Genomic DNA, 21843 nt, shown 5'->3' on the forward strand with positions numbered 1-21843 from the left:
GCGGGGCTGGCGGCACCGCGATCGTCGCGGTCAGGTCGAGCTCGATCTCTTCGATCACCTCCTCCTCGATCGCCACGTCGTCGGGGACCTCTTGCGGCGGCGGGAGCGCGGCCGGAGGGGGCGGCGGGGGAAGCGTCTGCTGCGTCTGCTCGATGTCTTGGAGCTCGATGACCTCCTGGACCTCGTCGATGACGGCGACGTCCTGGCCGTCGGGGAGGGGCACCGTGAAGGCGCCGATCGTGACGCCGAGGGCGAGGATCGCGCCGAGTTCGCGGTGGATCGGGAGCCGGCGTCGGAGGTCGGCGTGAGGGGCCTTGTGGATCGCCATGGCAGGAGGGGCGGGCGGAACGGTCATTCGCAACGTCGGCCGTCGCGAGCCCCCGGTTTGCCGGGTGGGCTGCGTACGGCGGCCCGGGCGTCCCCGACACGCCGTGTAGGGCGATCGCCTACCCGGAAGCCCTTCCGCCCTGCACACGACGCGGCCCCGGACGCGCCCACCGACGCGCCCGGGGCCGTCCGCCCCGCCGGGGCCATCCACTCAGGCCTCCGGCGTGTCGGGGGAGTCGCGGAGGGCGGCCTGCGCCGCCGCCAGCCGGGCGACGGGCACCCGGAACGGCGAGCAGCTCACGTAGTCGAGGCCGGCCTCGTGGAAGAAGGCGACCGACTCGGGGTCGCCGCCGTGCTCGCCGCAGACGCCGAGGTGGAGCGCCGGGTTGGCGTTGCGTCCGAGCGCCGCGGCGTTCCGCACGAGCAGGCCCACGCCCTCCTGGTCGATCGTCTGGAACGGGTCGTCCGGGAGGATCTTCGCGTCGAGGTACTGCGGGAGGAAGCCCGTGCCCGCGTCGTCGCGGCTGTAGCCGAACGTCATCTGCGTGAGGTCGTTCGTGCCGAACGAGAAGAACGCGGCCTCCTCCGCGATGGCGTCGGCGAGGAGCGCCGCGCGCGGGACCTCGATCATCGTCCCGACGAGGTACGGGACCGTCCGACCGCGCTCGGCGAAGACCGCCGCGGCGACCTCGTCGACGACGGCCCGCTGGTGCCGGAACTCGGCGACCGTCCCGACCAGCGGGACCATCACCTCGGGCCGGACGTCGGCGCCAGCCTCGGCCGCCTCGACAGCCGCCTCGAACAGGGCGCGCGCCTGGGTCTCCGTGATCTCGGGGTGCGTCACGCCGAGCCGGCAACCCCGGTGGCCGAGCATCGGGTTCTGCTCGCGGAGCGCGGCGACCCGTCGGCGGACCGTGCCCACAGACACGCCGAGGCGGTCGGCCAGGGCCTCCACGCCCGCGTCGTCGTGCGGCAGGAACTCGTGGAGCGGCGGGTCCAGGAGGCGGACCGTCACGGGCAGCCCGTCCATGGCCTCGAAAAGCGCACGGAAGTCGCCGCGCTGGAGCGGGAGGAGGGCGTCGAGGGCCGCCCGCCGGTCGTGCTCGGTCTCGGCGAGGATCATCTCGCGGACCGCCTCGATCCGGCCGTCCTCGAAGAACATGTGCTCGGTCCGGCACAGCCCGATCCCCTCGGCCCCGAAGGCGCGCGCTTGCTCGGCGTCGGCCGGCTGGTCGGCGTTGGCGCGGACGCCCAACCGGCGGAACTCGTCGGCCCAGGCGAGGACTTCGGTCACGTCGTCGGAGAGGCCCGGGGGCACGAGCTCCGCCCGGCCGAGGAGGACCTCGCCGGTCGTCCCGTCGAGCGACAGCCAGTCGCCCTCGCGGACCGTGACCGTCCCGGTCGTGACGTGCCTCCGCTCCTCGTTGACCACGATCCCGTCGCACCCCGCGACGCACGGCTTGCCCCAGCCGCGGGCCACGACGGCCGCGTGGCTCGTCATGCCGCCGCGCGACGTGAGGATGCCCTCGGCCGCGTGCATCCCGCCGACGTCCTCGGGACTCGTCTCGACGCGCACGAGGATCACGGCGTCGCCCGCGGCCTTGGCCGCCTCGGCCGCCTCGGCGGAGAACACGGCCTTCCCGACGGCCGCGCCGGGCGAGGCCGGCAGGCCCTTCGCGATCGGCGTCGCGCCGTGGTCGCCGTCGGTGGCGAAGCGCGGGTGGAGCAGCTGGTCCACGTGGCCCGGCTCGACGAGGTCGCGCACGGCCCGGTCCTTCGTCACGACCCCCTCGCGGACGAGGTCGGTCGCGATCTTGACGGCCGCCGCGCCGGTCCGCTTGCCGTTGCGGGTCTGGAGGAGGTACAGCGTGCCCTCCTCGACGGTGAACTCGATGTCCTGCATGTCGCCGTAGTGGCGCTCCAGGCGCGTCACGGCCGCCTCGAGGTCGACGTAGACCTCGGGCATGGCGTCGCGGAGGGCCGAGAGCGGCTGCGGCGTGCGGATGCCGGCCACGACGTCCTCGCCCTGGGCGTTGGCGAGGTACTCGCCGAAGAGGCCCGGCGCGCCGGTCGACGGGTGGCGCGAGAACAGGACGCCCGTCCCGCTCCCCTCGCCGTGGTTGCCGAACACCATGGCCTGCACGTTGACCGCCGTCCCGACGAGCCCGCGGATGTGGTTGATCCGGCGGTACGTGATGGCCCGATCGCTCCGCCACGACCCGAACACGGCGTCGATGGCGAAGCGGAGCTGCTCGCGCGGGTCCTCAGGCGGCATGTGGCCGGTGTGGCGGCGGTAGACCGCCTTGTAGCGGTCGACGAGGTCGCGGAGGGCGACGACGTCAAGGTCGGTGTCGTCGGTCACGCCGCGCTCGTCCTTGAGGCCCTGGAGCGCCGTCTCGAACCCGGCGTGCGGGACGCCCATCACGACGTCGCCGAACATGTCGAGGAACCGCCGATACGCGTCCCACGCCGAGCGCTCGTCGCCGTAGGCCCGGGCGAGCGCCTCGACGGTCCGGTCGTTGAGGCCGAGGTCGAGGACCGTGTCCATCATGCCCGGCATCGAGACGGCCGCGCCGGAGCGGACCGAGACGAGGAGCGGCCGGCGGGCGTCGCCGAAGCGGCGGCCCGTGGCGGCCTCGAGGTGGGCCACGCCCGCCTCGACCTCCTCGTCGAGCCCCCCGGGCCACTCACGACCGGCGTCGTAGAACGCGGCGCAGGCCTCGGTGGTCACGGTGAATCCCGGGGGCACGGGCAGCCCGAGCCGGCTCATCTCGGCGAGGTTGGCGCCCTTCCCGCCCAAGAGCGCCTTGAGCGAGCGGTCGCCGTCGGTGTGGCCGCCGCCGAAGCGGTAGACGCGGCGCGGGACGTCGGTGGAGGTGGGCTGGACGGTGAGGGTGTCGACGGAGGACGTCATCGGGGGCCTCGGGGCTGGGTTAGATGAAGAGGATCTGCGTGCCGTCGCCGTCGGCGAGGCCATACATGTCGCCGACGGTGATGACGCCGGCGAGGTCGTCGATGAGGTCGGCCGGGTCGACCTTGAACATGTCGGCGGCCAGCTTGCAGGCGTAGATCTCGCCGCCGCCCGCCACGATCATCTCGAGGAACTCGGACACCGGCGGGATGTCGAGCGCGTCCATCTCCTTGCGCATCATGGCTGAGGCGAGCGCCTCGAAGCCCGGGAGCCCGCCGAGCATCGTCGGGAGCTTGGCCATGAACGCCGGGTTGCCGACGGTGGCGGTGTGGAGGTGGTCTTGGCGGTCCTTCCGAAGGGCCTCCAGGCCGAAAAAGGTGAAGAACATCTTAGCTTCGAGGCCCTCCATGAGGGCGCCGTTGGCCAGGATGAGCCCGGCGTAGACGTCCTCAATCGTCCCCTTCGAGACGATGACGAGGACCTTCTCGACCTTCCTGGGCGGCGCGGGGACGGCGGCCGGAGTGGGGAGTGGGGTGGTGAGTTCCATGACGTACCTCGGTGGGGGTGGGGCCGACCTCCCCCGCCTCGGCGTCGAGGCGAGCGGGGCCGGAGGGTGTGCCGTCGCGACGGGCTAGACGCAACTGGCGGGCTTCGGAATGCCGGCGATCCGGCTCGACACCTTCAGCGGCCCGCCGGGGAAGAGGCCGTAGAACTCCTTGATCGTGACGACCCCGGACTTGCCGACGCGGCGGATCGTGAGGGGCGTCCCCTCGAAATGCCGCTCGCGGAGAAACTGGAGGACCTCGACGTGCTTGTCGGTCAACTCGATGCCGGCGTCGCGTGCGATCTCGCGGGCGATCTCGGGCGTCCACTGCGTGGCGTCCGTGAGGTAGCCCTCGGAGTCGACGTCCAGCGTGGTCAGGTCGATGGCGGACTGGATCTGCATGGGTCTGGGGGAGGAGGGGTCAGGCGGGGGCGGCGTCGAGGCGCTTGCCGAGCATCGACATCTCGGTCGAGACCGGGAGCGGCTTGCCGCTGAGGAGCCGGTGCCAGTAGATCCACTCGAAGGCGAGCTTGCCGAGGTGGTTGGTGCGCGTCTCCTTGAGCAGGCGCATCGGGCCGAGGACCGGGAGCGGGAAGTCGCCCGGGAGCGGCTCCGTGTCGTAGTTGAAGTCGATGAGCGCCGCCTTGCCGTGCCCCGTCTCGATAAAGCAGTTGGCGTGGCCGTCGAACTCGGCTGCGAGCGGCTCCCCGGCGATCCAGTGGAGGACGTTCTCGGTCAGGATCTCGGCCTCGAAGTGGGCCACGGAGCCGGCCTTCGAGGTCGGCAGGTTGGTGGCGTCGCCGATCACGAACACGTTGTCGTGGTCGCGAGACCGAAGCGTGTGGCGGTCCGTCGGGACGTAGTTGAGGTCGTCGGCGTCGCCCATCCCGCTCGCGCCCACGAGGTCCGCGCCCATGTTGACGGGGACGGCCACGAGCAGGTCGAAGGGCACCTCGCGCTCGTCGTACGCCACGAGCGTCTTCCGCTCGGCGTCGACGCGCTCGGCGTAAAAGTCGGGCACGACGGCGATCCCCTTCTCGTCCATCAGCCCGCCGAGGAAGGCCCCAGCCTTGGGCTTGGTGAACGCGCCCGAGAGCGGCGTCACGTAGGTGATCTCGACCCGGTCGCGGATCCCGCGCGCCTCGAAGAACGAGTCGGCGAGGAACGCGAACTCGAGCGGGGCGACGGGGCACTTGAAGACGCTCTCGGCCAGGAAGACGACGAGCCGGCCGCCGTCCCACGTCGCCAGCCGGTCGCGGAGGGCCGTGGCCCCCTCGAGGGTGTAGAAGTCGAAGGCGTCGCGGTACCACAGCGGGCCGTCGAGGCCGGGCGTCTCGGCGGGGCGGGGCGCCGTGCCCGTGGCCACGATGAGGACGTCGTAGGCCACGGGCCGGCCGTCGGCGAGGAGCACGCGGTCCTTGTTGGGCTCGACCTCGGCCACTTCGGCGACGATCAACTCGATCCCGCCGTCGAGGACGTCGCGGCCGGGCCGCGTGAGCCGCTCGGGCTCGTAGACCCCGAACGGGACGAAGAGGAGGCCCGGCTGGTAGAGGTGGGTCTCGCTCTTGTCGATGACCGTGACGGACCAGGCGTCGGGGTCGAGTTCGCGGCGGAGCTTGTTGGCGGCCATCGTGCCGGCCGTGCCGCCGCCGAGGATGAGGAGGGTCTGCATGGGAGCGGGGTCCGAGGTGCCCGAAGCGTAGGCCGTCGGCGGCCCCTCGTTCGCCCGGCCGGTGCCCGTCGGCGGGCGGGATTTCTCGACGGGGGCGAGTAGGCGATCCCCCCACACGAGCGCGGCGCCTCCACGCCGGGCCTCCGCGCCTGACCGTCTGGGGGCCTGCAGGGGGACGCCCTACACCCGGGGCCGCACTGGCCCCTCACCCGCCGCGCCCCCCTGCGGTCACCTTCCGTCTATCGCTCGGCCCCAGGTCCCTCCCCCGTTCCATGCCCACTCACCCGTTCCCCACTCTTTCGGCTGATGAGGCCGCCGCGCTCATCCCGGACGGAGCCTTCGTCGGGTTCTCCGGGTTCACGCCGGCGGGCGCGGCCAAGGCCGTGCCCGCCGCCCTCGCCGACCGCGCCCGCACGCTCCGCGCCGCGGGCGAGCCCTACCGGCTCCGCGTGCTCACCGGCGCCTCGACCGGCGACGACTTCGACGAGACCCTCGCCGAGGCCGACGCCATCGCGTGGCGCGCGCCGTACCAGTCGTCGCGGGCGCTCCGGCGGCGCGTCAACGCGGGGGAAGTCGAGTTCGTCGACATGCACCTCTCCCACGTGCCCCAGATGCTCGAGTTCGGGTTCTTCGGCGCCATGGACTGGGCCGTCGTCGAGGCGACGGAGGTCACGGCCGACGGGCGCGTCTACCTCACGACGTCGTCGGGCGTCTCGCCGAGCGTGCTCCGGCACGCCGAGCGCGTCCTGATCGAGGTCAACCGACATCCGTCGAAGCGGCTCTGGGAGATGCACGACGTCGCGATCCTCCCGCCGCCCCCATACCGGAGCCCGATCCCGATCCACCACCCGCTCTCGAAGATGGGGGTCCCGTTCGCCGTGCTCGACCCGGCCAAGGTCGCGGGCGTCGTCGAGACCGACGCGCCGGACGACGTGGCGCCGTTCTCGGCCCCGGACGACGTGAGCCGCGACATCGCGGGGCACGTCATCGAGTTCCTCCTCCACGAGCTCCGGTCCGGACGGATCCCGCCGGACTTCCTCCCGCTCCAGTCGGGCGTGGGGAACGTGGCCAACGCCGTCATGGCCGGCCTCGGCGCCCACCCGGACGTCCCGACGTTCACGATGTACACGGAGGTGTTCCAGGACGCGCTCGTCGACCTCATGGAGGCCGGCCGGCTCACGGCGGCCTCGACGTGCGCCCTCACGCTGAGCCCGCCCCAGATCCAGCGGGTCTACGACCGGATGGACGTCTTCGCGCCGAAGATCGTGGTTCGCCCGCAGGAGCTGACGAACAACCCCGGCGTCGTCCGCCGGCTCGGCGTGATCACGATCAACACGGCGCTCGAGGCCGACGTCTACGGCAACGTGAACTCGACGCACGTGGCCGGGACGCAGATGGTGAACGGGATCGGCGGGTCGGGCGACTACACGCGGAACGGGTACCTCAGCTTCCTCGTCACGCCGAGCCTCGCCAAGGGTGGCGCGATCTCGGCCATCGTCCCGATGGTCTCGCACGTCGACCACAACGAGCACTCCGTCCAGATCCTCGTGACGGAGCAGGGCCTGGCCGACCTCCGCGGGCTGGGCCCGATGGCGCGGGCCGAGGCGGTCATCGAGAACTGTGCCCACCCGATGTACCGCGACACCCTCCGCGACTACGTCCGCGACGCGCGTCAGGGCCACATCCGCCACGACCTCGGCGGGGCGTTCTCGCTCCACCGAAACCTGATCGAGCACGGTCACATGCTCCCGGCGGGCCGGTGACGTCCGGACCGCCTCGGCGCGAGACCGAGGCGGACGGGGACGGCGTCGGGGCGGCAGTGTGAGGGGAGGCCCGGCACGACGGCGCGCAGCGCCCTCTCAGGCACGGGGCCGAGGAGGGGCCACCTTGCCGTTCGGCGGCGCTTCTGCCGTCCGTGTCCTTCCCTTCGTCCCCGATCCCATGCTCCCGTACCAAACCGTCGTCTGCGCGCTCGACGTCGAGCCCGGCTCGGCCCGGGCGCTCGTCCGCGCGGCCGACCTCGCCGAGCGCTCGCACGCCGCGCTCCACCTCTTCCACGCCCGCCCGCTGTTCCGCGCCCGCCTGGCGCACGCGGGCGACGACACCGCCGCTGACCCATTCGAGGCCACCGTCCGCGACTACGTGAACGAGGCGCTCGGGGCCGACGACGCGTTCGACGTACTCGCGCCGGTCGTCCACGTGGCGCACGGCGAGGCCGCGCCGGACGGCATCCTTCGTTACGCCGCCGCCGTCGGGGCCGACCTCGTCGTCCTCGGGACGCACGGGCGCCAGGGGATCGGGCACCTCCTGCTGGGCAGCGTGGCCGAGGAGGTTCTCCGCCGCTCGACCGTCCCCGTCCTCGTCGTGCCCGACCGGGCCGCGCGGACGGCGCCGGGCCCCGATGCCCCCATCCTCGTCGGCGCCGATTTTTCGGCCCACACGGCGGAGGCCCTCGCCCACGCCCTCCGCGTCGCGGGCGCCTACTCGGCCCCGATCGCCCTCGCCCACGTCCGCGACGCCCCGGCCGACACGCTCGTCGACCCGCACGCGCGCGGCCCCATGTCGCCGCCCACCGGGCTGAGCTCGCGCGAGGAGGCCCACGAGGCGCTCCGCGACCTGATCGACGCCCACGGCCTCGGCGACCGCGTCGAGCGCCACGTGATCCCGGGCCGCCCGGCCGAGGAGCTCGCCGCCCTCGCCCGTCGCACGCACGCCGGCCTCCTCGTCGTCGGGACGCACGGACGGCGCGGGTGGGACCGCCTCCGCCTCGGGAGCGTGGCCGAGGGGGTCGCGCGGCACGCCGAGTGCCCGGTCCTCGTGGTCCCGACGCCCTCGCTCCACCCGCCCGCCGAGGCGGTGGAGGTCGCCGCCGAGGCGGCGTAGTCAGATTTTCCACTCCCTAGACGTCGCCGGCCCCCTGGGCTGGCGACGTCGTTCGTTAAGAGCGGCGCCCGGCTCGGTCTCCCGCGCCACGCACGTCAAGGAGCAAACTCGTAGTCGATGCCGGTGATGTGTCCCCGCCAGTACGTCTGCTCGCCCTCCGGTGGCAGCCAGGCCACCTCGCCGTCGAGCGGCACCCGCATCCCGCCCCGCTCCTCGTAGTTCCAGTAGCGTCCGAGCCACCGGGTCGGCACGATTTCCCCGCCCACCATCCGACCTCGGGCCTCCGCTCGCACCGTGTCGATGAGGTCCCGCTCGTCGAACGTGAACAGCAGCGTGACGCTCGTGCCCCCGTCGGTCAACGTGCCGGAGGCCGAGCGGTCGTCCACGGCTGCCCACGTCACGCCCTGACTCGGCAGCAGAGCCGTCGGGTACCACGTCGCTTCGGCGAGGTACCGCATCAGTTCGCCCGCTGCCAACGCTCCATCGCCCCGCTCGTCGGCCACCGACACGAGACCTAACAGGGTGGCGTGGAGGATGCCTTCCCCTCCGACGTACGCGTCGTGGACTCGGGCGGGGACGCCAGGCAGTACGGCGACGCGGCCGTTCCAGACGAAGCCGGGCCGGTGGGGAGCCACCCACTGCTCCGAGGTGAACGGTTTCCACCGGGCCCCCGACTCGCTCATGTTGAACCTGCCCTCGTGGCGCATGGCGACTCCTCGTACGACCGGCTGACCGTCTCTGAGCACCGTACGGAAGTACCGCTGGACCGGAGAGGGCAGTCCTTCGAGGTCTCGGAAGTCCACCCTCTGCTGCCGCGGCGGCGTGCGCGCTGAGTCAAGCTGCGATCGCAGCTCTCGTGTGTGGGCCTTCCACCGCTCGGCGCCGTACGTGAGCCCGACGGCATAGATGGCCATGGCCGCGAGCGCGAGGAGGGAGAGGAGCCACGGCCACATACGGGTACCGGCTTTGGGGTGCGTGGGTTGTGGAACGGACACGTCTGTGACGCCGGGCATCTGCGTGACGAGGTGAGACGGCGGTCGAGCGCGTGGGCGCATAGGCCTTCGTCGGCCGACCCACCGAGGCGGGCGGAGCCCGAGCCAAACAGGGCGGGCCGGCGCCATCCCCAGCGCCGGCCCGCTCGGCCGTCCCACATCGACTGCGTCTACGAGAGCTGGCGCTCCTGCCCGGCCGCGTGGCGGAGCACGTCGGCCGACGTCACGATCCCGACCAGCCGGCCCTCCTCCACGACCGGCAGCGACGAGATGTCGTGCCGGAGCAGCGTGTCGGCGATCTCCTCGACCGACATGAGCGGGTCGGCCGTGATCGGGTCGGGCGACATGACCTCGCGGAGCGTCCGGTCGATGCCCGGCCCCCCGTCGGCGTCCCACTCGTGGGTCCCGAGCGAGGGGCCCGCGGCGCGGAGGACGTCGCGGTCGGAGACGAGGCCGACGAGGCGGCCGCCCTCGACGACGGGGAGGTGATGGAAGGCCCCGTCGCGGAAGCGGTCGCGGGCCTGGAGGACGGTCTCGTCCGGGGCGGCGGCCTCGGGCTGGCGGGTCATCAGGTCGCGGGCGGTCATGGCAGGCGGGGTCGGGAGGGAACGGAGCGGGGGCCGACCGCGAGAGCCGGCCCCCGAGGTGCGGGCGGACGAGGCCTAGAAGGCCAGCGTGCCCTCGACCATGAAGCCGTTGAACGAGCCGCCGTTCAGGATGTCGCCCGTCGGGAAGTCGTTGTAGGCCTGGTCGACGTAGGACGCCTTGAGGAGCAGGTTCCGGGTCGGGAACCAGCCCGCGGCGACCTCATAGCGGTCGATCGAGACGGCGTCGCCGGCCGCCGTGATGGCGCCGTTCACGCGCGCGCCGAGCAGTTCGCCCGAGACCCGGTTGAAGCGGGCGCCGAGGTAGGCCTGCTCGTTGGGCAGGAAGCGGTAGACGGCGTCGGCGGCCAGCTGCGTCCAGGCGCGGCCGAGGTCCTCCGACTCGCCGCCGGCGAAGCCCGTCGTGTACTCGTAGGTCCCGAACAGCTCGAGGCCGTTGAACTTGACGAACGGGTTGACCATCACGCTCGTGACCGACTCGGTAAAGCCGGGGTTGATGCGGCCCGTCGTGAACGCGCTGCCGCCGGGGACGTCGAGCACGTTGTAGAACCGCGAGCCGGTCCGGTCGCCGCCGTAGAGCGTGTTGCGGCCGGCGTTGCGGTTGCCGTAGGCCGACCCCGTCAGGCGGAGGCGGAGCGCCTCCGTGACCTGGCGGTCGAGGCCGAGCTTGCCATAGAGCGAGTACGAGCGGCCCTCGGGGTCTGTGACGGACCCCTTGATCTCGCCGTTCGTGACGCCGAGCATAGCGATCGCGCCGTTCGAGCGAGCGTAGACCTCGCCGCCGATCTCGGTCGTGAACGCGTCCATGATGTTGTTGCCCACGAACGGGTTGTAGAACGCGTTGCCGTTGTCGGTCCGGCGGAAGTGGGCGTCGCCGTAGTTGATCTCCATGTGGCCGAGCCGGACGGTCGCGACCTCGAAGATCCGGTCGACGAGCGGACTGCCGAGCCACGGGGCGCCGTCGACCTGGAGGTAACCGCCCTTCACCCACGTCTCCTGGTGGTGACGCGACGAGAGGTAGGTCTCGAGGTTGACCTGGACGCCGTCGGCGAGGAGGGCGTTCACGTTGAGGTTGGCCGTGGCGAGGTTGAAGCCCGGGCCGATCTCCGCGAGCGCGTTCACGTTCTCACCGTCGACCATGAACGCGTTGTTGCTGTGGTCGAGGGCCTGGAACTGCTGGGCGAAGGCGCCGCCGATGCGGAGCTGCGGGGTGGTGCCGCGGAGGCGCGAGGCCGTCTTCGGCGCCTCGAACGTGTTGAGGCCGCGGAAGTCGGGCGGGCGCTGGTTGGGGTACTGGACGAGCGGGTTGTCCGTCTCGTCGGGCGGCGTGGCGTCGTCGGTGGTGGCGTCACTCGCCGAGGAGTCGTCGGCGAGGACGGCGGGCGTGGCGCTGTAGGCCGGGTCGGTGGAGGCGACCTGGGCCGAGGCCGCGATCGAGAAGAAGGAAGCGACCAGCGCGAGGGCGAGGAGGCGTGTCATGACGGTGGGGGTATGGGGTGGGGATGGTGGGTTAGCGGGGCGCGGCGACGAGGTCGAAGCGCACCGTGATGGCGTCGTGGGCACGGACCAGCCCGAGGGCGTGGGCCGGCGGCTCGACGCCGAAGTCGGTCATGCGGAGGGGCAGCCGGCCGCGGACGTCGACGCGGCCGTTGGACCGGCGGCGGCCCTCGGCCGTGACGGCCACACGGCGCGCGGTGCCGGCGAGCCGGAGCGTCCCGACGGCGCGGACGGGGACCCACTCGCCGGGCCGGGGCTCGGAGGCGAGCGCCTCGGCGCCGTCGAGGACGTACCGGACGTCGGGGTGGGCCGCGGCGCCGAGCGCGTTCCGGAGGTCGCGCGTCATCGGCCGAGATCCGCAGTCGAAGGCGCGGACCGGCACGACGACCTCGCCGTCGAGGTCGCGGTCGCCGACCCGGGCCTCGCCGCCGACCACGCCGGCCTCGCACGTCCAGGCGCCCGTCGTCGCGGTCCCGTCGATCCAGAACCGGCTGCCGTCGGCCACGGCGTAGCGCGTGGGCGGGGCGGGGGCGAGCCCGACGAGGGCGACCAGGGCGAGGGCGGAGGCGAGGCGGCGCATGGCGGCGGGGCGCTCAGGGAGACCGAGGCGGGGCTAGCGGGCGGCCGTGACGTCGAACTTGACGGTCACGCGGTCGCCGGTGCGGAGCGCGCCGGCCATCGCGCGCGGCGGGTCGACGCCGAACTGGCTCATGGTCACGGGCACCTCGCCGGTGAACTGGAACCGGCCGCCCGACAGGACGCGGCCGTTGGCCCGGACGGTCTGCGTCCGCGTGGTCCCGTGGATCGTGAGCTGGCCTGTGGCCTCGACGAGGAACCGGCCGTTGTTGGGCTGCCCGACGCGGGCGTTCGTGAGCGCGAACCGGATCGGCGCGGAGCCGAGCGCGTCGCGGAGCTTCCCGTTCATCGTCCCGTTCCCGCACTCGAGGCCGGCGACGGGGGTCGTGACGGTGAGCCCGCTGATGCCCGTAATCGCGGTGCCGGAGACGGCCGCGTCGAGGGCCGCCGAGACCTGCTCGGCCTCGCACTCCCAGTCGTGGACGGTGGAGGTGCCCTCGACCCAGACGCGGCTGCCGGACGTGAAGGAGTACCGCGGTAGAGCGCTCCAGCCGGCCAGGCCGACGAGCGCGACGAGGACGAGCGCGGTGAAGGAGGAACGAGCAGTCATGGCCGTGAGGGCGGGTGGAGTGGATGACCCCAAGCAACCCCGCGGCGGGCCACCCCCTTGCCAGCGAGGGAGTGATCCGTTCCGTAAGCGGAGCCCAGCGAGCGGTCGCGGGGCCGCCCTCCGGTCCCCGTGCCGGGCGATCCCCTACGCCGACCGCGCTGTAGGGGCGGCCCCCGCACGGCGGGGAGGGGACGCACGCCCCGGCCCCGGGGGGCCGTCTGGCAGCGCGCGAGCCACCCCCGCCAGAACCTCCGTATGTCCCGGCCGGGCCTTCCACCTTGTGGCCCGCGGTGCCCCTATCGGTCCCCCACTCGCGCCCCCGACGCGCAGAGCCATGACTCCACTCCACACCGTCGTCGTCGCCGTCGACTTCTCGACCGGCTCCGAGGCCGCGCTCGCGTGCGCGGCCGACCTCGCGCGCCGCGCCGGCGCCGCCCTCCACGTCCTCCATGCCGACGTCTTGTTCCAGTCGTCGGGCGACGGGGCGCCTCCCGACGGCGCGCCCGGCGGGACGCTCCGCCTCCGCCTCGACCGTGCCGCGCGCGACGCCGGCGCCCCCGACGCGACGATCGCCGTCGTCCGCGACGTCAAGGCCGTCGCCGCGATCCAGCGCTACGCCGAGGACGTCGACGCCGACCTCCTCGTGGTCGGGACGCACGGGCGGACGGGCGTGGCGCGGCTGCTCCTGGGGAGCGTGGCCGAGGCGTGCGTGGCGTCGGCCCCGTGCCCGGTCCTGACCGTCCCCCGCACGGCCGCCCCGGTCGGCCCGTCGCCCGAGGCGGCTGTCCTCGTGGCCGTCGACTTCAGCGATCGGAGCCGGTCGGCCGTCGCGGCCGGCCGCCACCTCGCCGACCTCTACGGGGCCGGCCTCGAACTCGTCCACGTCGTCCGCGACGGCGGGCCGTACCCGGGCCTCGCACCCAACATCCTGTCGCTCGTCGACTTCGACCCGGCGCAAGGCGAGGCCATGCGCGAGCGGCTGGCGCGGTTCGCGGAGACGGTCCCGGGAGCGGCGCCGGACGCCCTCCACGTCGGCCTCGGTGACCCGTCGCGGGTGGTCGCCGCGCTCGCCGCCGAGCGGGGCGCCAGGGCCGTCGCCCTCGGCACGCACGGGCGGCGGGGCCTGGCCCACGCGCTCATCGGGAGCGTGGCCGAGGCCGCCCTCCGCCGCTCGCCCTGCCCCGTTCTCACGCTCCGCCAGCCGCACCGCCTCGGCCGCGTCGAGCTCCCGGTCGCGCTGGCCTCCTGACCCCCCCCGGCCATGCTGTCCCTCCAGACGATCCTCTTCCCGACCGACGGCTCCCCGCGTGCCGAGGCTGCCCGCCCCCTCGCCGACCGGCTCGCCCGCCGGACCGGCGCCACCCTCCACGTCCTCCGTGTCGAGGTCATCCCGCCCGTGGCCGACCTCCGGTTCGACCCGGCCCCCCGTCCGCCCGGGAAGGCCGAGGCGGGCGTCCTCGAGGTCCACCGCCGGTTCCCGACCGCGGGCGACGCCATCGCCCTCTACGCCGAGGAGGCTGCGGTCGACCTCATCGTGATGGGGACGCACGGGCGGACCGGCGTCGACCGGCTCACGCTGGGCTCGACGGCCGAGCGCGTCCTCCGCCAGGCGCCCTGTCCCGTTCTGACCGTCGGCCCCGACGCGACGCCGCACGCGGAGGGCCCGGTGCTCGCCCCCCTCGCCTTCGACTCGGCGTCGGACCTCGTGCTGGAGACGGCCGCGGCCCTCGCCGAGGACGAGGGCGTTCCGCTTGTGGCCGTCCACGTCATCGAGCCGAGCACGTTGCCGCTGCCGTACGCCATGACGCTCCCGCCGTTCGACCCGGCCGAGCTGATCGGGCGCGTCGAGGCCACGCTCGGGCGGTGGACCGCGGCCGTCGCCGAGCGCGTCCCCGTCACGATCGAGGCGCGCGTTGGAACGCCGGGCTCGGAGGTCGTCGGGGCCGCCCGGGAGTCCGGCGCCGGCCTCGTGGTCCAAGCCAGCCACGGTCGCCGCGGCCTCAGCCGGTGGCTGCTGGGGAGCGTGGCCGAGGGCGTCGTGCGTCACGCGCCGTGCCCCGTCCTCACGCTGCGGATCGGGGCCCGCGGGCTCCGTCTCGGCGCCGAGGCCGACCTCCGCCCGGTCCCGCGCGACGAGTGGGCCGACCTGTTCGACGCGCTCTCGGAGCGGGCCGCGCGGTCGCCGCACACCGTCTCGCTCGCCGTCGTCTCGCCCGATGCCGAGGGCGCGGTCTACGATGCCGCCCCTCTCATCGGGATCACGTACGACCCGCACGACGACGCCGTCGAGGTGCTCGTCGAGGGCGGCGGCCACCACGCGCTCCGGCCGTTCGCCGTCCGTGCCGAGGCCGGAGCCTGGGCCCCCGACGCCGCGCGCGACGCCGGGGCCCGCGGCCCGTGGGCCGTCGAGGTCGTCCGCGCCGACGGTACCCGCGAGCGGCTCGTGATGGCCGAGCGCGCGCCCGAGGCGGCCGGAGCCGTGCACGCATGATGCTCCCGCACCGCTCCGCGCCCGCCGCGGCGGCCTCGCTGCCCCCCGCACTCAAGGCCGCCGTCGCCGAGCTCGCCCTCCGCGAGCTGACGCAGGCGGCCTTCGGCGGCGTCGACGCCACCGGCCGGACCGAGGCCACGATCGTCGCTGAGGCCCTCGACGTGTCGGCCGCCCTGTTCTCGCTCGTCGACGACGAGCGCGCGCTGCGGGCCGGCGCCGTGGCCCGCTGGGACGGCCTCCCGGCGGAGCTCGCGGTCGAGGGCCCGATCGCCGAGGCGCTCGGCACGCCCGCCTGCGTCCGCCTCGACCCGCTCCCGGAGCCCCTCGCCGGGGCCGGCGAAGCGGTCGCGATCCGCGTCGGGACGGACGACCGACCGTTCGCGCTCCTCGTCGTCGCCGGGGCGACGGGCGAGGACGCCCGTGTCCGGGCCTTCCTCCACGCCGTCGCGAGCGCGGTCCACGCGCGGATGGCGCTCGACGCCACGCGGCGGGCGCTCGAGGAGAGCCAGGCCCGCGCGATCTCCGTCCTCGGCACGACCGTCGACGGCGTCATCACGATCGACGCGAACGGCACGATCGAGAGCTTCAACGCCGGGGCCGAGCGGATCTTCGGGTACGCCTCGGCCGACGTCGTCGGGCGGAACGTGTCGGTGCTCATGCCCGAGCCGTACCGCTCCGAGCACGACGGCTACCTCGAGGCCTACCACGAGACGGGCGTCGGGCGGATCATCGGGGTCGGGCGCGAGGTCGTCGGGCGGCGGAGCTCGGGCGAGACGTTCCCGATGGACCTCGCCGTGAGCCGGGTCGAGCTGCCGGACGGCACCACGATCTTCACCGGCGTCATCCGCGACATCACCGAGCGGCGCGTGCTGGAGCGCGAGGTGCTCCGCATCGCCGAGGCCGAGCGCCGGCGGATCGGGCAGGACCTCCACGACGGGCTCGGGCAGGAGCTCACGGCCATCGGCCTGTTCCTCCGCGGCCACGTCAAGGCGCTCGAGCGCGACGGGTCCGAGCGGGCCCCCGAGGCCGCCCGCCTCGTGGGGCTCGTGGACGAGGCCGACGCCCACGCCCGCGGCCTGGCCCGGTCGCTCGTGCCGGTCGAGCTGGAGCAGAACGGGCTCGAGACCGCGCTCGCCCGCCTCGCCGAGCGGGCGACGGCCCTCTACGGGACGGCCGTCCACTCCGAGACGACGGGGTCGGGCCCGGCCGAGGCCTCGGCCCTCCGCGCCGACGCCGCCACCAACCTGTTCTGGATCGCACAGGAGGCCGTCTCGAACGCCATCCAGCACGGCCGTGCCGCCCACGTCCGCGTCGTCCTCGTCCGCGGGGCCGACCGGCTCCGCCTCCGGGTCGAGGACGACGGCGTCGGCTTCGACCCTGCCGGCCTCGACGGCCAGTCAGCCGAGGCCGCCGCCCGCGACGTCAGCGCGCCGGCCCGGCCGGCCGACCAGCGCGGCATGGGCCTCCGCATCATGCACTACCGCGCCCACCTCGCCGGGGGCGCCCTCGAGATCCGCCCCGGCGCCGAGGGCGGCACCGTCGTCACCTGCGCCGTCCCCCTCCGCAGCTCCGGATTCCACGCCTCGCCCTCGCCATGACGCGCCTCCTCCTCGTCGACGACCACCCGCTCCTCCGCCAGGGCATCGCCATGACCATCGAGGCCGAGCCGGACCTCTCGGTCGTCGCCCAGGCCGGCGACGCCGACGAGGCCCTCGCGCTCTTCGCCGAGGCCGCGCCGGACCTCGTCATCACGGACATCTCACTGCCGGGCGCCAACGGACTGGAGCTGATGAAGAACCTCCTCACGCTCCGGCCCGACCTCCCCGTCCTCGTCGTCTCGCGCCACGACGAGGACCTCTACGCCGAGCGGGCCGTCCGGGCCGGCGCTCGCGGCTACGTCTCGAAGCTGGCGGCCGGCGACCAGATCGTGACGGCCATCCGCCGCGTGCTCCGCGGCGGCATCCACCTCTCGGAGGACTTGAAGGACCGGATGCTGTTCGGGGCGGCGGCCGGCGTCAAGGACGCGACGCAGACGCCGCTCGAGGTCCTCTCCGACCGCGAGCTCGAGGTGTTCGAGATGACGGGCCGGGGGATCCCGACGCGCGAGATCTCGGAGCGGCTCCACCTCTCGATCAAGACGGTCGAGAGCTACCGCTCGCGGCTCAAGACGAAGTTGGGGCTATCGAACGGGACCGAGCTCATCAAGCACGCCGTGGCGTGGGTCGAGGGCGAGGGGGCTGGACGGTCGTAGCGTCGCTCACGCGCCCGGCCCCTCGCGAGGTCGGACGTCGGGAGGCCGCGCTCAGGCCCCCGAGGTCTCCGCCCGCCTCCCTAGGCTGGCCGCCGGCGTCGAGACGCCGGCGACGCCCGCGAGCGCCTGGCGGGCCGGTCGAGCCGTTCGGGGCGAGACGTTCCACGTCGTCCGATCTCAGCTGGACCCAGGGCCCTTCGGGGCTTGACTTTCTGCAGAGCCGCTCCGGCGCGTGGAATGAGAGGCCGGTGGGCACTCTGTCTGAGCGCCCCGCCTGCACCACACACGGTCGCTACATGCACATTGCTGTCGTCGGAACCGGATACGTCGGCCTCGTCTCGGGCGTCTGCTTCGCCGAGATGGGCAACCAAGTCACCTGCGTCGACATCGACGCCCGGAAGGTCGAGAGCCTCCGCGACGGGCGCCTCACGATCTACGAGCCCGGGCTCGAGGTCTACTTCGACCGGGGCCGCCGCGAGAACCGGCTCCGGTTCACGACGGACCTCGCCGAGGCCCTCGCGCCGGCCGACGTCGTGTTCCTCGCCCTCCCGACGCCGCCGGGGGAGGACGGCTCGGCCGACCTCCGCTACGTCCTCGGCGTCGCCGATGACGTCGGCCGGCTTCTCGCCGAGGCCCGGCGAGGCCTCGCCGGCGCCGAGGCCGGCGGGGACGGCGCCGCCAGCAGGCCCTGGGGCTACAAGGTGATCGTCGACAAGAGCACGGTGCCCGTCGGCACCTCGGCCCGCGTGACGGCGGCCATCGAGGCGCACGGGCTCGAGGCCGGCGAGGACTTCGACGTGGTGTCGAACCCCGAATTCCTCCGGGAGGGCGCGGCCGTCGACGACTTCATGAAGCCCGAGCGCGTCGTCGTCGGGACCGACTCGGAGAGGGCGGCCGAGCTCATGACCCGGCTCTACGAGCCGTTCGTCCGGAGCGGGAACCCGATCCTCGTCATGGACGAGGCGAGCGCCGAGATGACGAAGTACGCGGCGAACGCGATGCTCGCGACGAAGATCACGTTCATGAACGAGGTCGCGAACCTCTGCGACCGGGTCGGCGCCGACGTCGACAAGGTCCGCCGCGGGATCGGGACGGACAGCCGGATCGGGCCGAAGTTCTTGTACGCCGGGATCGGGTTCGGCGGGTCGTGCTTCCCGAAGGACGTCCAGGCCCTCCACCGGACCGCGGGGCAGAACGGCTACGACTTCCGCATCCTTCAGGCCGTCCTCGACGTGAACGAGGACCAGAAGCGGGCACTCGTCCCGCCCGTCCTCGACGCGCTGGCGGATGACGCCGGCCGCCTCGACGGCAAGACGATCACGGTGTGGGGCCTCGCGTTCAAGCCGCACACGGACGACGTCCGCGAGGCGCCGGCCCACGTGCTCATCCGCGAGTTCGTCGGCCTCGGGGCCGACGTCGTCGCGTTCGACCCCGAGGCCGTCGAGACGACGAGGGCCACGTTCGAGCGCGAGCCTCTCGAGGGGTCCGGCTCGCTGTCGTACGCCGAGACGGCCTACGACGCGGCCGCCGGCGCCGACGCGCTCGTCGTGGCGACGGAGTGGCCCGAGTTTCGCCGGCCCGATCTCGCCCGCGTCCGCCGGTCGCTCAAGCCGGGGCCCAACGGCGCCCCGCTCCTCTTCGACGGGCGGAACGTGTTCGAGCCGGGGGAGATGGCCGAAGCGGGATTCGCCTACCGGTCCATCGGCCGTCCGGCCGTAGAGCCGCTGCCGATCGACGACGGAGCCGGCGCGACCCCCGTCGTCACGCTCCCCGGTTCCTAGGCGTGAGCCCCCACTCGTCGCGCTGAATCCGGCGACCGCACCCTCTCCCCGCATGCCCCGCACGCTCATCACCGGCGGCGCCGGCTTCCTCGGCTCCCACCTCTGCGACCGGTTCGTCGCCGAGGGCCACGACGTCGTCTGCGTCGACAACCTCGTCACGGGGAACCCCGACAACGTCGCCCACCTCGTCGGGCACCCCCGGTTCGAGTTCGTCCGCCACGACGTCTCGACGTTCGTCTACGTCGCGGGCGACGTCGACCACGTCCTCCACTTCGCGAGCCCGGCGAGCCCGATCGACTACCTCCGGCTCCCGATCCAGACGCTGAAGGTCGGGTCCCTCGGGACCCACAACGCGCTCGGCCTGGCCAAGGCGAAGGGGGCCCGGTTCCTCCTCGCCTCGACGAGCGAGGTGTACGGGGACCCCCAGGTCCACCCCCAGCCCGAGTCGTACTGGGGCCACGTGAACCCGGTCGGGAGCCGCGGGGTCTACGACGAGGCCAAGCGGTTCGCCGAGGCCATGACCATGGCGTACCACCGGTCCCACGGGGTCGACACGCGGATCGTCCGGATCTTCAACACGTACGGCCCGCGGATGCGGCTCGACGACGGGCGGGCCCTCCCGGCGTTCATGGGCCAGGCGCTGAGGGGCGAGCCGATCACGGTCTTCGGCGACGGGTCCCAGACGCGGTCGTTCCAGTACGTCGACGACCTCGTCGAGGGGGTCTGGCGGCTGCTCCACTCGGGCGGGCCCTCGGCCTCCGACCCGGTCAACGTGGGGAACCCGGACGAGGTGACGATCAAGGAGTTCGCCGAGGAGGTCGTCGCGCTCACGGGGTCGTCGTCGTCGATCACGTACGAGCCGCTCCCGTCGGACGACCCGAAGGTCCGCCAGCCCGACGTCACGCGGGCGCGGGAGGTCCTGGGCTGGGCGCCGACGGTGGACCGGGCCGAGGGGCTCCGCCGGACCCTCGACTACTTCCGAAAGCGCGTTCCCGAGTTCCACGATCGGATCTCGGAGCCCGCCAGATTGGTGGTCTAGCGAACGGGCGGCCTCGCCGGTACGCAGCCCTCGGACAGAGGAGCCGAGCCCCGTCGCGGTCGGCTCTCGGTCCAGGTTTCCGCAAGCGGTCCCGGACTGGACGACTGGACACGGTGGCTTCTCCCGATCCCTCCTGCCCCTGAGCCCGCTGCCTCCCCTCGAATCGACGGCCGTTTCGCCTATCCCGCTCACGCACATGGGGCGGGCATCGGAGGCGCTGCGACTCGACGTGGGCGCGGCGGTGTGCCGCGCGGACTCGGGGCTCGGGTCCCGCCTCCTCGCGGCGGGCCGAACGTGCCGCTCCGAGCGGGCGGCCCCCCGACTCCATCGCTGGACCGTCCTAGAGCTCCACCGCCCTGTCCGCGCTTCCAGGAGCACCCACGCGGCGGTGCCCCTCGTCGAGCACGAGCGGGCGGGTCACCGCGGCGGCCTCCACCGGCTGACCCTTCCACTCCCCAGCGACTCCGGCCGCCGCGTCGCGCGGGGCCATGTACGGGGGGCGCCGTCCGCGGCGTGACGCACACCCTCCGCCACCGGCGGCCTCGGCCATGACCTCGCCGACCTACGACGCCGACTACTTCGACGAGCTCTCCGGCTTCGCCCGGTCGTCGGCCGCCGCCGTGGTCCCGCTCGTTCGTGAGCTCGTCCGGCCGGAGACCGTGGTCGACGTCGGGTGCGGGTCGGGGGCCTGGCTGGCCGCCTTCGCCGAGGGCGGCGCCGAGGTGGTCGGGGTGGACGGCCCATGGGCGGAGGGGGCCGCGTTCCCGGGGCCGTTCGTCGCGTGCGACCTCGAAGACGAGGTCCTGGCGTTGGGCCGCCGGTTCGACCTCGCCGTCTCGCTCGAGGTCGCCGAGTACCTGTCGGAGGACCGGGCCGAGCCGTTCGTCGCCGCGCTGGCGGACCTCGCCGACGTCATCCTGTTCGCCGCGGCAGTCCCGGGTCAGGGCGGTCGCGACCACCGGAACGAGCAGTGGCCCGCGTATTGGGCCGACCACTTCGGCGTGCACGGCTACCTCGCCGTGGACGTGCTCCGCCCTCGGATCTGGGACCGGCCCGAGGTGGCGTGGTGGTACCGTCAGAACGCGCTCCTCTTTGCCACCGAGGCGGCTCTCGACCGGCTCCCCGACCTCCGCCCCAGCGTCGCGACCCGCGGTCCCCTTGCCCTCGTCCACCCCGAACGGTTCCAATACGTGCTGGCCGACCTCCAGGCCGCGCGTGAGGAAATTCGCTGGCACCAGGCGGAGGCCGAGCGATACCAAGAGGTGGTGGAGCGATACCGAGAGTGGGCGGGGCACCTCCAGGCCGAGGGCAACGACGCGCACGACCGAATCGAGGAGCTCGCGGCATGGGGCCGGCAGCTCGAACGCGACATCGACCGACTCCGCCGGCTGGAGCCCGGAACCGTCCCGCTCCGGACCGTCCTCCACGCCCTCCCGTCCCTAGCGGTCCACGCCCTGGGGCGCCGCGTCGCCGAGGGGGAGGGGGCGCCGCATTAGCTCGCCGGAGGGCTTTCCAGTGCAGTGTAGGAGGGCGTAGACCCACCGCCAGCGCCGTTCCCGGACCCGGTCGTAGGCCCGCGACGGATGCTCCCACGGGGACGTCCACGGGGAGCCGGCCCAGGCGAGGTCGACGTTGGGAAGAGAGACCCGAGCGGGTCACCGCTG

General features: G+C 73.6%; 18 protein-coding genes and 1 pseudogene. 9 read left to right on the forward strand and 10 right to left on the reverse strand.

Annotated features, from left to right (window positions below; translation table 11 throughout):
• The 5 genes and pseudogenes from BSZ37_RS21860 to sqr form a co-directional block, all read right to left on the reverse strand.
• A pseudogene (locus BSZ37_RS21860) lies at positions 1-355 on the reverse strand (energy transducer TonB); the annotation flags it as partial.
• A 183-nt stretch (positions 356-538) separates the two neighbouring features.
• Complete coding sequence (gene ppdK / locus BSZ37_RS05425; RefSeq protein WP_095509564.1) at positions 539-3241, reverse strand: pyruvate, phosphate dikinase; 2703 nt, start codon at positions 3239-3241, stop codon at positions 539-541.
• Between the two features lie 19 nt (positions 3242-3260).
• On the reverse strand, positions 3261-3785 hold the full coding sequence (locus BSZ37_RS05430) for a DsrE/DsrF/DrsH-like family protein (RefSeq protein WP_095509565.1): 525 nt from the start codon (positions 3783-3785) through the stop codon (positions 3261-3263).
• An 84-nt stretch (positions 3786-3869) separates the two neighbouring features.
• A complete protein-coding gene (locus BSZ37_RS05435) occupies positions 3870-4184 on the reverse strand; it encodes a TusE/DsrC/DsvC family sulfur relay protein (RefSeq protein ID WP_095509566.1) in 315 nt (104 codons plus the stop codon).
• A gap of 19 nt (positions 4185-4203) precedes the next feature.
• On the reverse strand, positions 4204-5454 hold the full coding sequence (gene sqr / locus BSZ37_RS05440) for a type III sulfide quinone reductase, selenoprotein subtype (protein ID WP_095509567.1): 1251 nt from the start codon (positions 5452-5454) through the stop codon (positions 4204-4206).
• Between the two features lie 272 nt (positions 5455-5726).
• Here sqr and scpC point away from each other — a divergent pair, with 272 nt between their 5' ends.
• Both scpC and BSZ37_RS21865 read left to right on the forward strand, forming a co-directional pair.
• Positions 5727-7217 (forward strand): succinyl-CoA:acetate CoA-transferase ScpC, encoded by a 1491-nt coding sequence (gene scpC, locus BSZ37_RS05445; RefSeq protein ID WP_095509568.1) that lies wholly within the window; start codon positions 5727-5729, stop codon positions 7215-7217.
• 178 nt (positions 7218-7395) lie between these two features.
• Positions 7396-8337 (forward strand): universal stress protein, encoded by a 942-nt coding sequence (locus tag BSZ37_RS21865; RefSeq protein WP_095509569.1) that lies wholly within the window; start codon positions 7396-7398, stop codon positions 8335-8337.
• Positions 8338-8432: 95 nt separating this feature from the next.
• Here BSZ37_RS21865 and BSZ37_RS22770 read toward each other — a convergent pair whose 3' ends face one another.
• The 5 genes from BSZ37_RS22770 to BSZ37_RS05475 all read right to left on the reverse strand — a co-directional run bounded on the left by BSZ37_RS22770 (position 8433) and on the right by BSZ37_RS05475 (position 12617).
• Positions 8433-9458 (reverse strand): DUF6920 family protein, encoded by a 1026-nt coding sequence (locus tag BSZ37_RS22770; RefSeq protein WP_342761180.1) that lies wholly within the window; start codon positions 9456-9458, stop codon positions 8433-8435.
• Positions 9459-9499: 41 nt separating this feature from the next.
• Complete coding sequence (locus tag BSZ37_RS05460; RefSeq protein ID WP_095509571.1) at positions 9500-9916, reverse strand: CBS domain-containing protein; 417 nt, start codon at positions 9914-9916, stop codon at positions 9500-9502.
• Positions 9917-9991: 75 nt separating this feature from the next.
• Positions 9992-11413: a hypothetical protein gene (locus tag BSZ37_RS05465; protein WP_095509572.1), complete on the reverse strand. Its 1422-nt coding sequence runs from the start codon at positions 11411-11413 to the stop codon at positions 9992-9994.
• Positions 11414-11444: 31 nt separating this feature from the next.
• Entirely contained in the window at positions 11445-12011 is a 567-nt protein-coding gene (locus BSZ37_RS05470; RefSeq protein WP_095509573.1) for a YceI family protein, read from the reverse strand.
• Between the two features lie 33 nt (positions 12012-12044).
• A complete protein-coding gene (locus tag BSZ37_RS05475) occupies positions 12045-12617 on the reverse strand; it encodes a YceI family protein (protein ID WP_095509574.1) in 573 nt (190 codons plus the stop codon).
• A 334-nt stretch (positions 12618-12951) separates the two neighbouring features.
• On the opposite strand from BSZ37_RS05475, the gene BSZ37_RS05480 reads away from it, so the two are divergent.
• The 7 genes from BSZ37_RS05480 (at position 12952) to BSZ37_RS05515 (ending at position 21675) form a co-directional block, all read left to right on the forward strand.
• Positions 12952-13866 (forward strand): universal stress protein, encoded by a 915-nt coding sequence (locus BSZ37_RS05480; protein ID WP_095509575.1) that lies wholly within the window; start codon positions 12952-12954, stop codon positions 13864-13866.
• A 12-nt stretch (positions 13867-13878) separates the two neighbouring features.
• On the forward strand, positions 13879-15108 hold the full coding sequence (locus BSZ37_RS05485) for a universal stress protein (protein WP_095509576.1): 1230 nt from the start codon (positions 13879-13881) through the stop codon (positions 15106-15108).
• Positions 15105-16706 (forward strand): sensor histidine kinase, encoded by a 1602-nt coding sequence (locus tag BSZ37_RS05490; RefSeq protein ID WP_095509577.1) that lies wholly within the window; start codon positions 15105-15107, stop codon positions 16704-16706. The genes BSZ37_RS05485 and BSZ37_RS05490 overlap by 4 nt, the downstream gene beginning before the upstream one ends.
• Entirely contained in the window at positions 16703-17359 is a 657-nt protein-coding gene (locus BSZ37_RS05495) for a response regulator (RefSeq protein ID WP_095509578.1), read from the forward strand. Before BSZ37_RS05490 ends, BSZ37_RS05495 begins: the two co-directional genes overlap by 4 nt.
• Positions 17360-17655: 296 nt before the next feature.
• Positions 17656-19140 carry a UDP-glucose dehydrogenase family protein gene (locus tag BSZ37_RS05500; RefSeq protein WP_095509579.1) on the forward strand — a complete coding sequence of 495 codons (1485 nt, stop codon included), beginning with the start codon at positions 17656-17658 and terminating at the stop codon, positions 19138-19140.
• Positions 19141-19192: 52 nt separating this feature from the next.
• Entirely contained in the window at positions 19193-20179 is a 987-nt protein-coding gene (locus BSZ37_RS05505; RefSeq protein ID WP_095509580.1) for a UDP-glucuronic acid decarboxylase family protein, read from the forward strand.
• A gap of 548 nt (positions 20180-20727) precedes the next feature.
• Complete coding sequence (locus BSZ37_RS05515; RefSeq protein WP_179299492.1) at positions 20728-21675, forward strand: class I SAM-dependent methyltransferase; 948 nt, start codon at positions 20728-20730, stop codon at positions 21673-21675.
• Positions 21676-21843 lie beyond the last annotated feature (168 nt).

The organism is Rubrivirga marina (genome assembly GCF_002283365.1).
Taxonomy (GTDB): Bacteria; Bacteroidota; Rhodothermia; order Rhodothermales; family Rubricoccaceae; genus Rubrivirga; species Rubrivirga marina.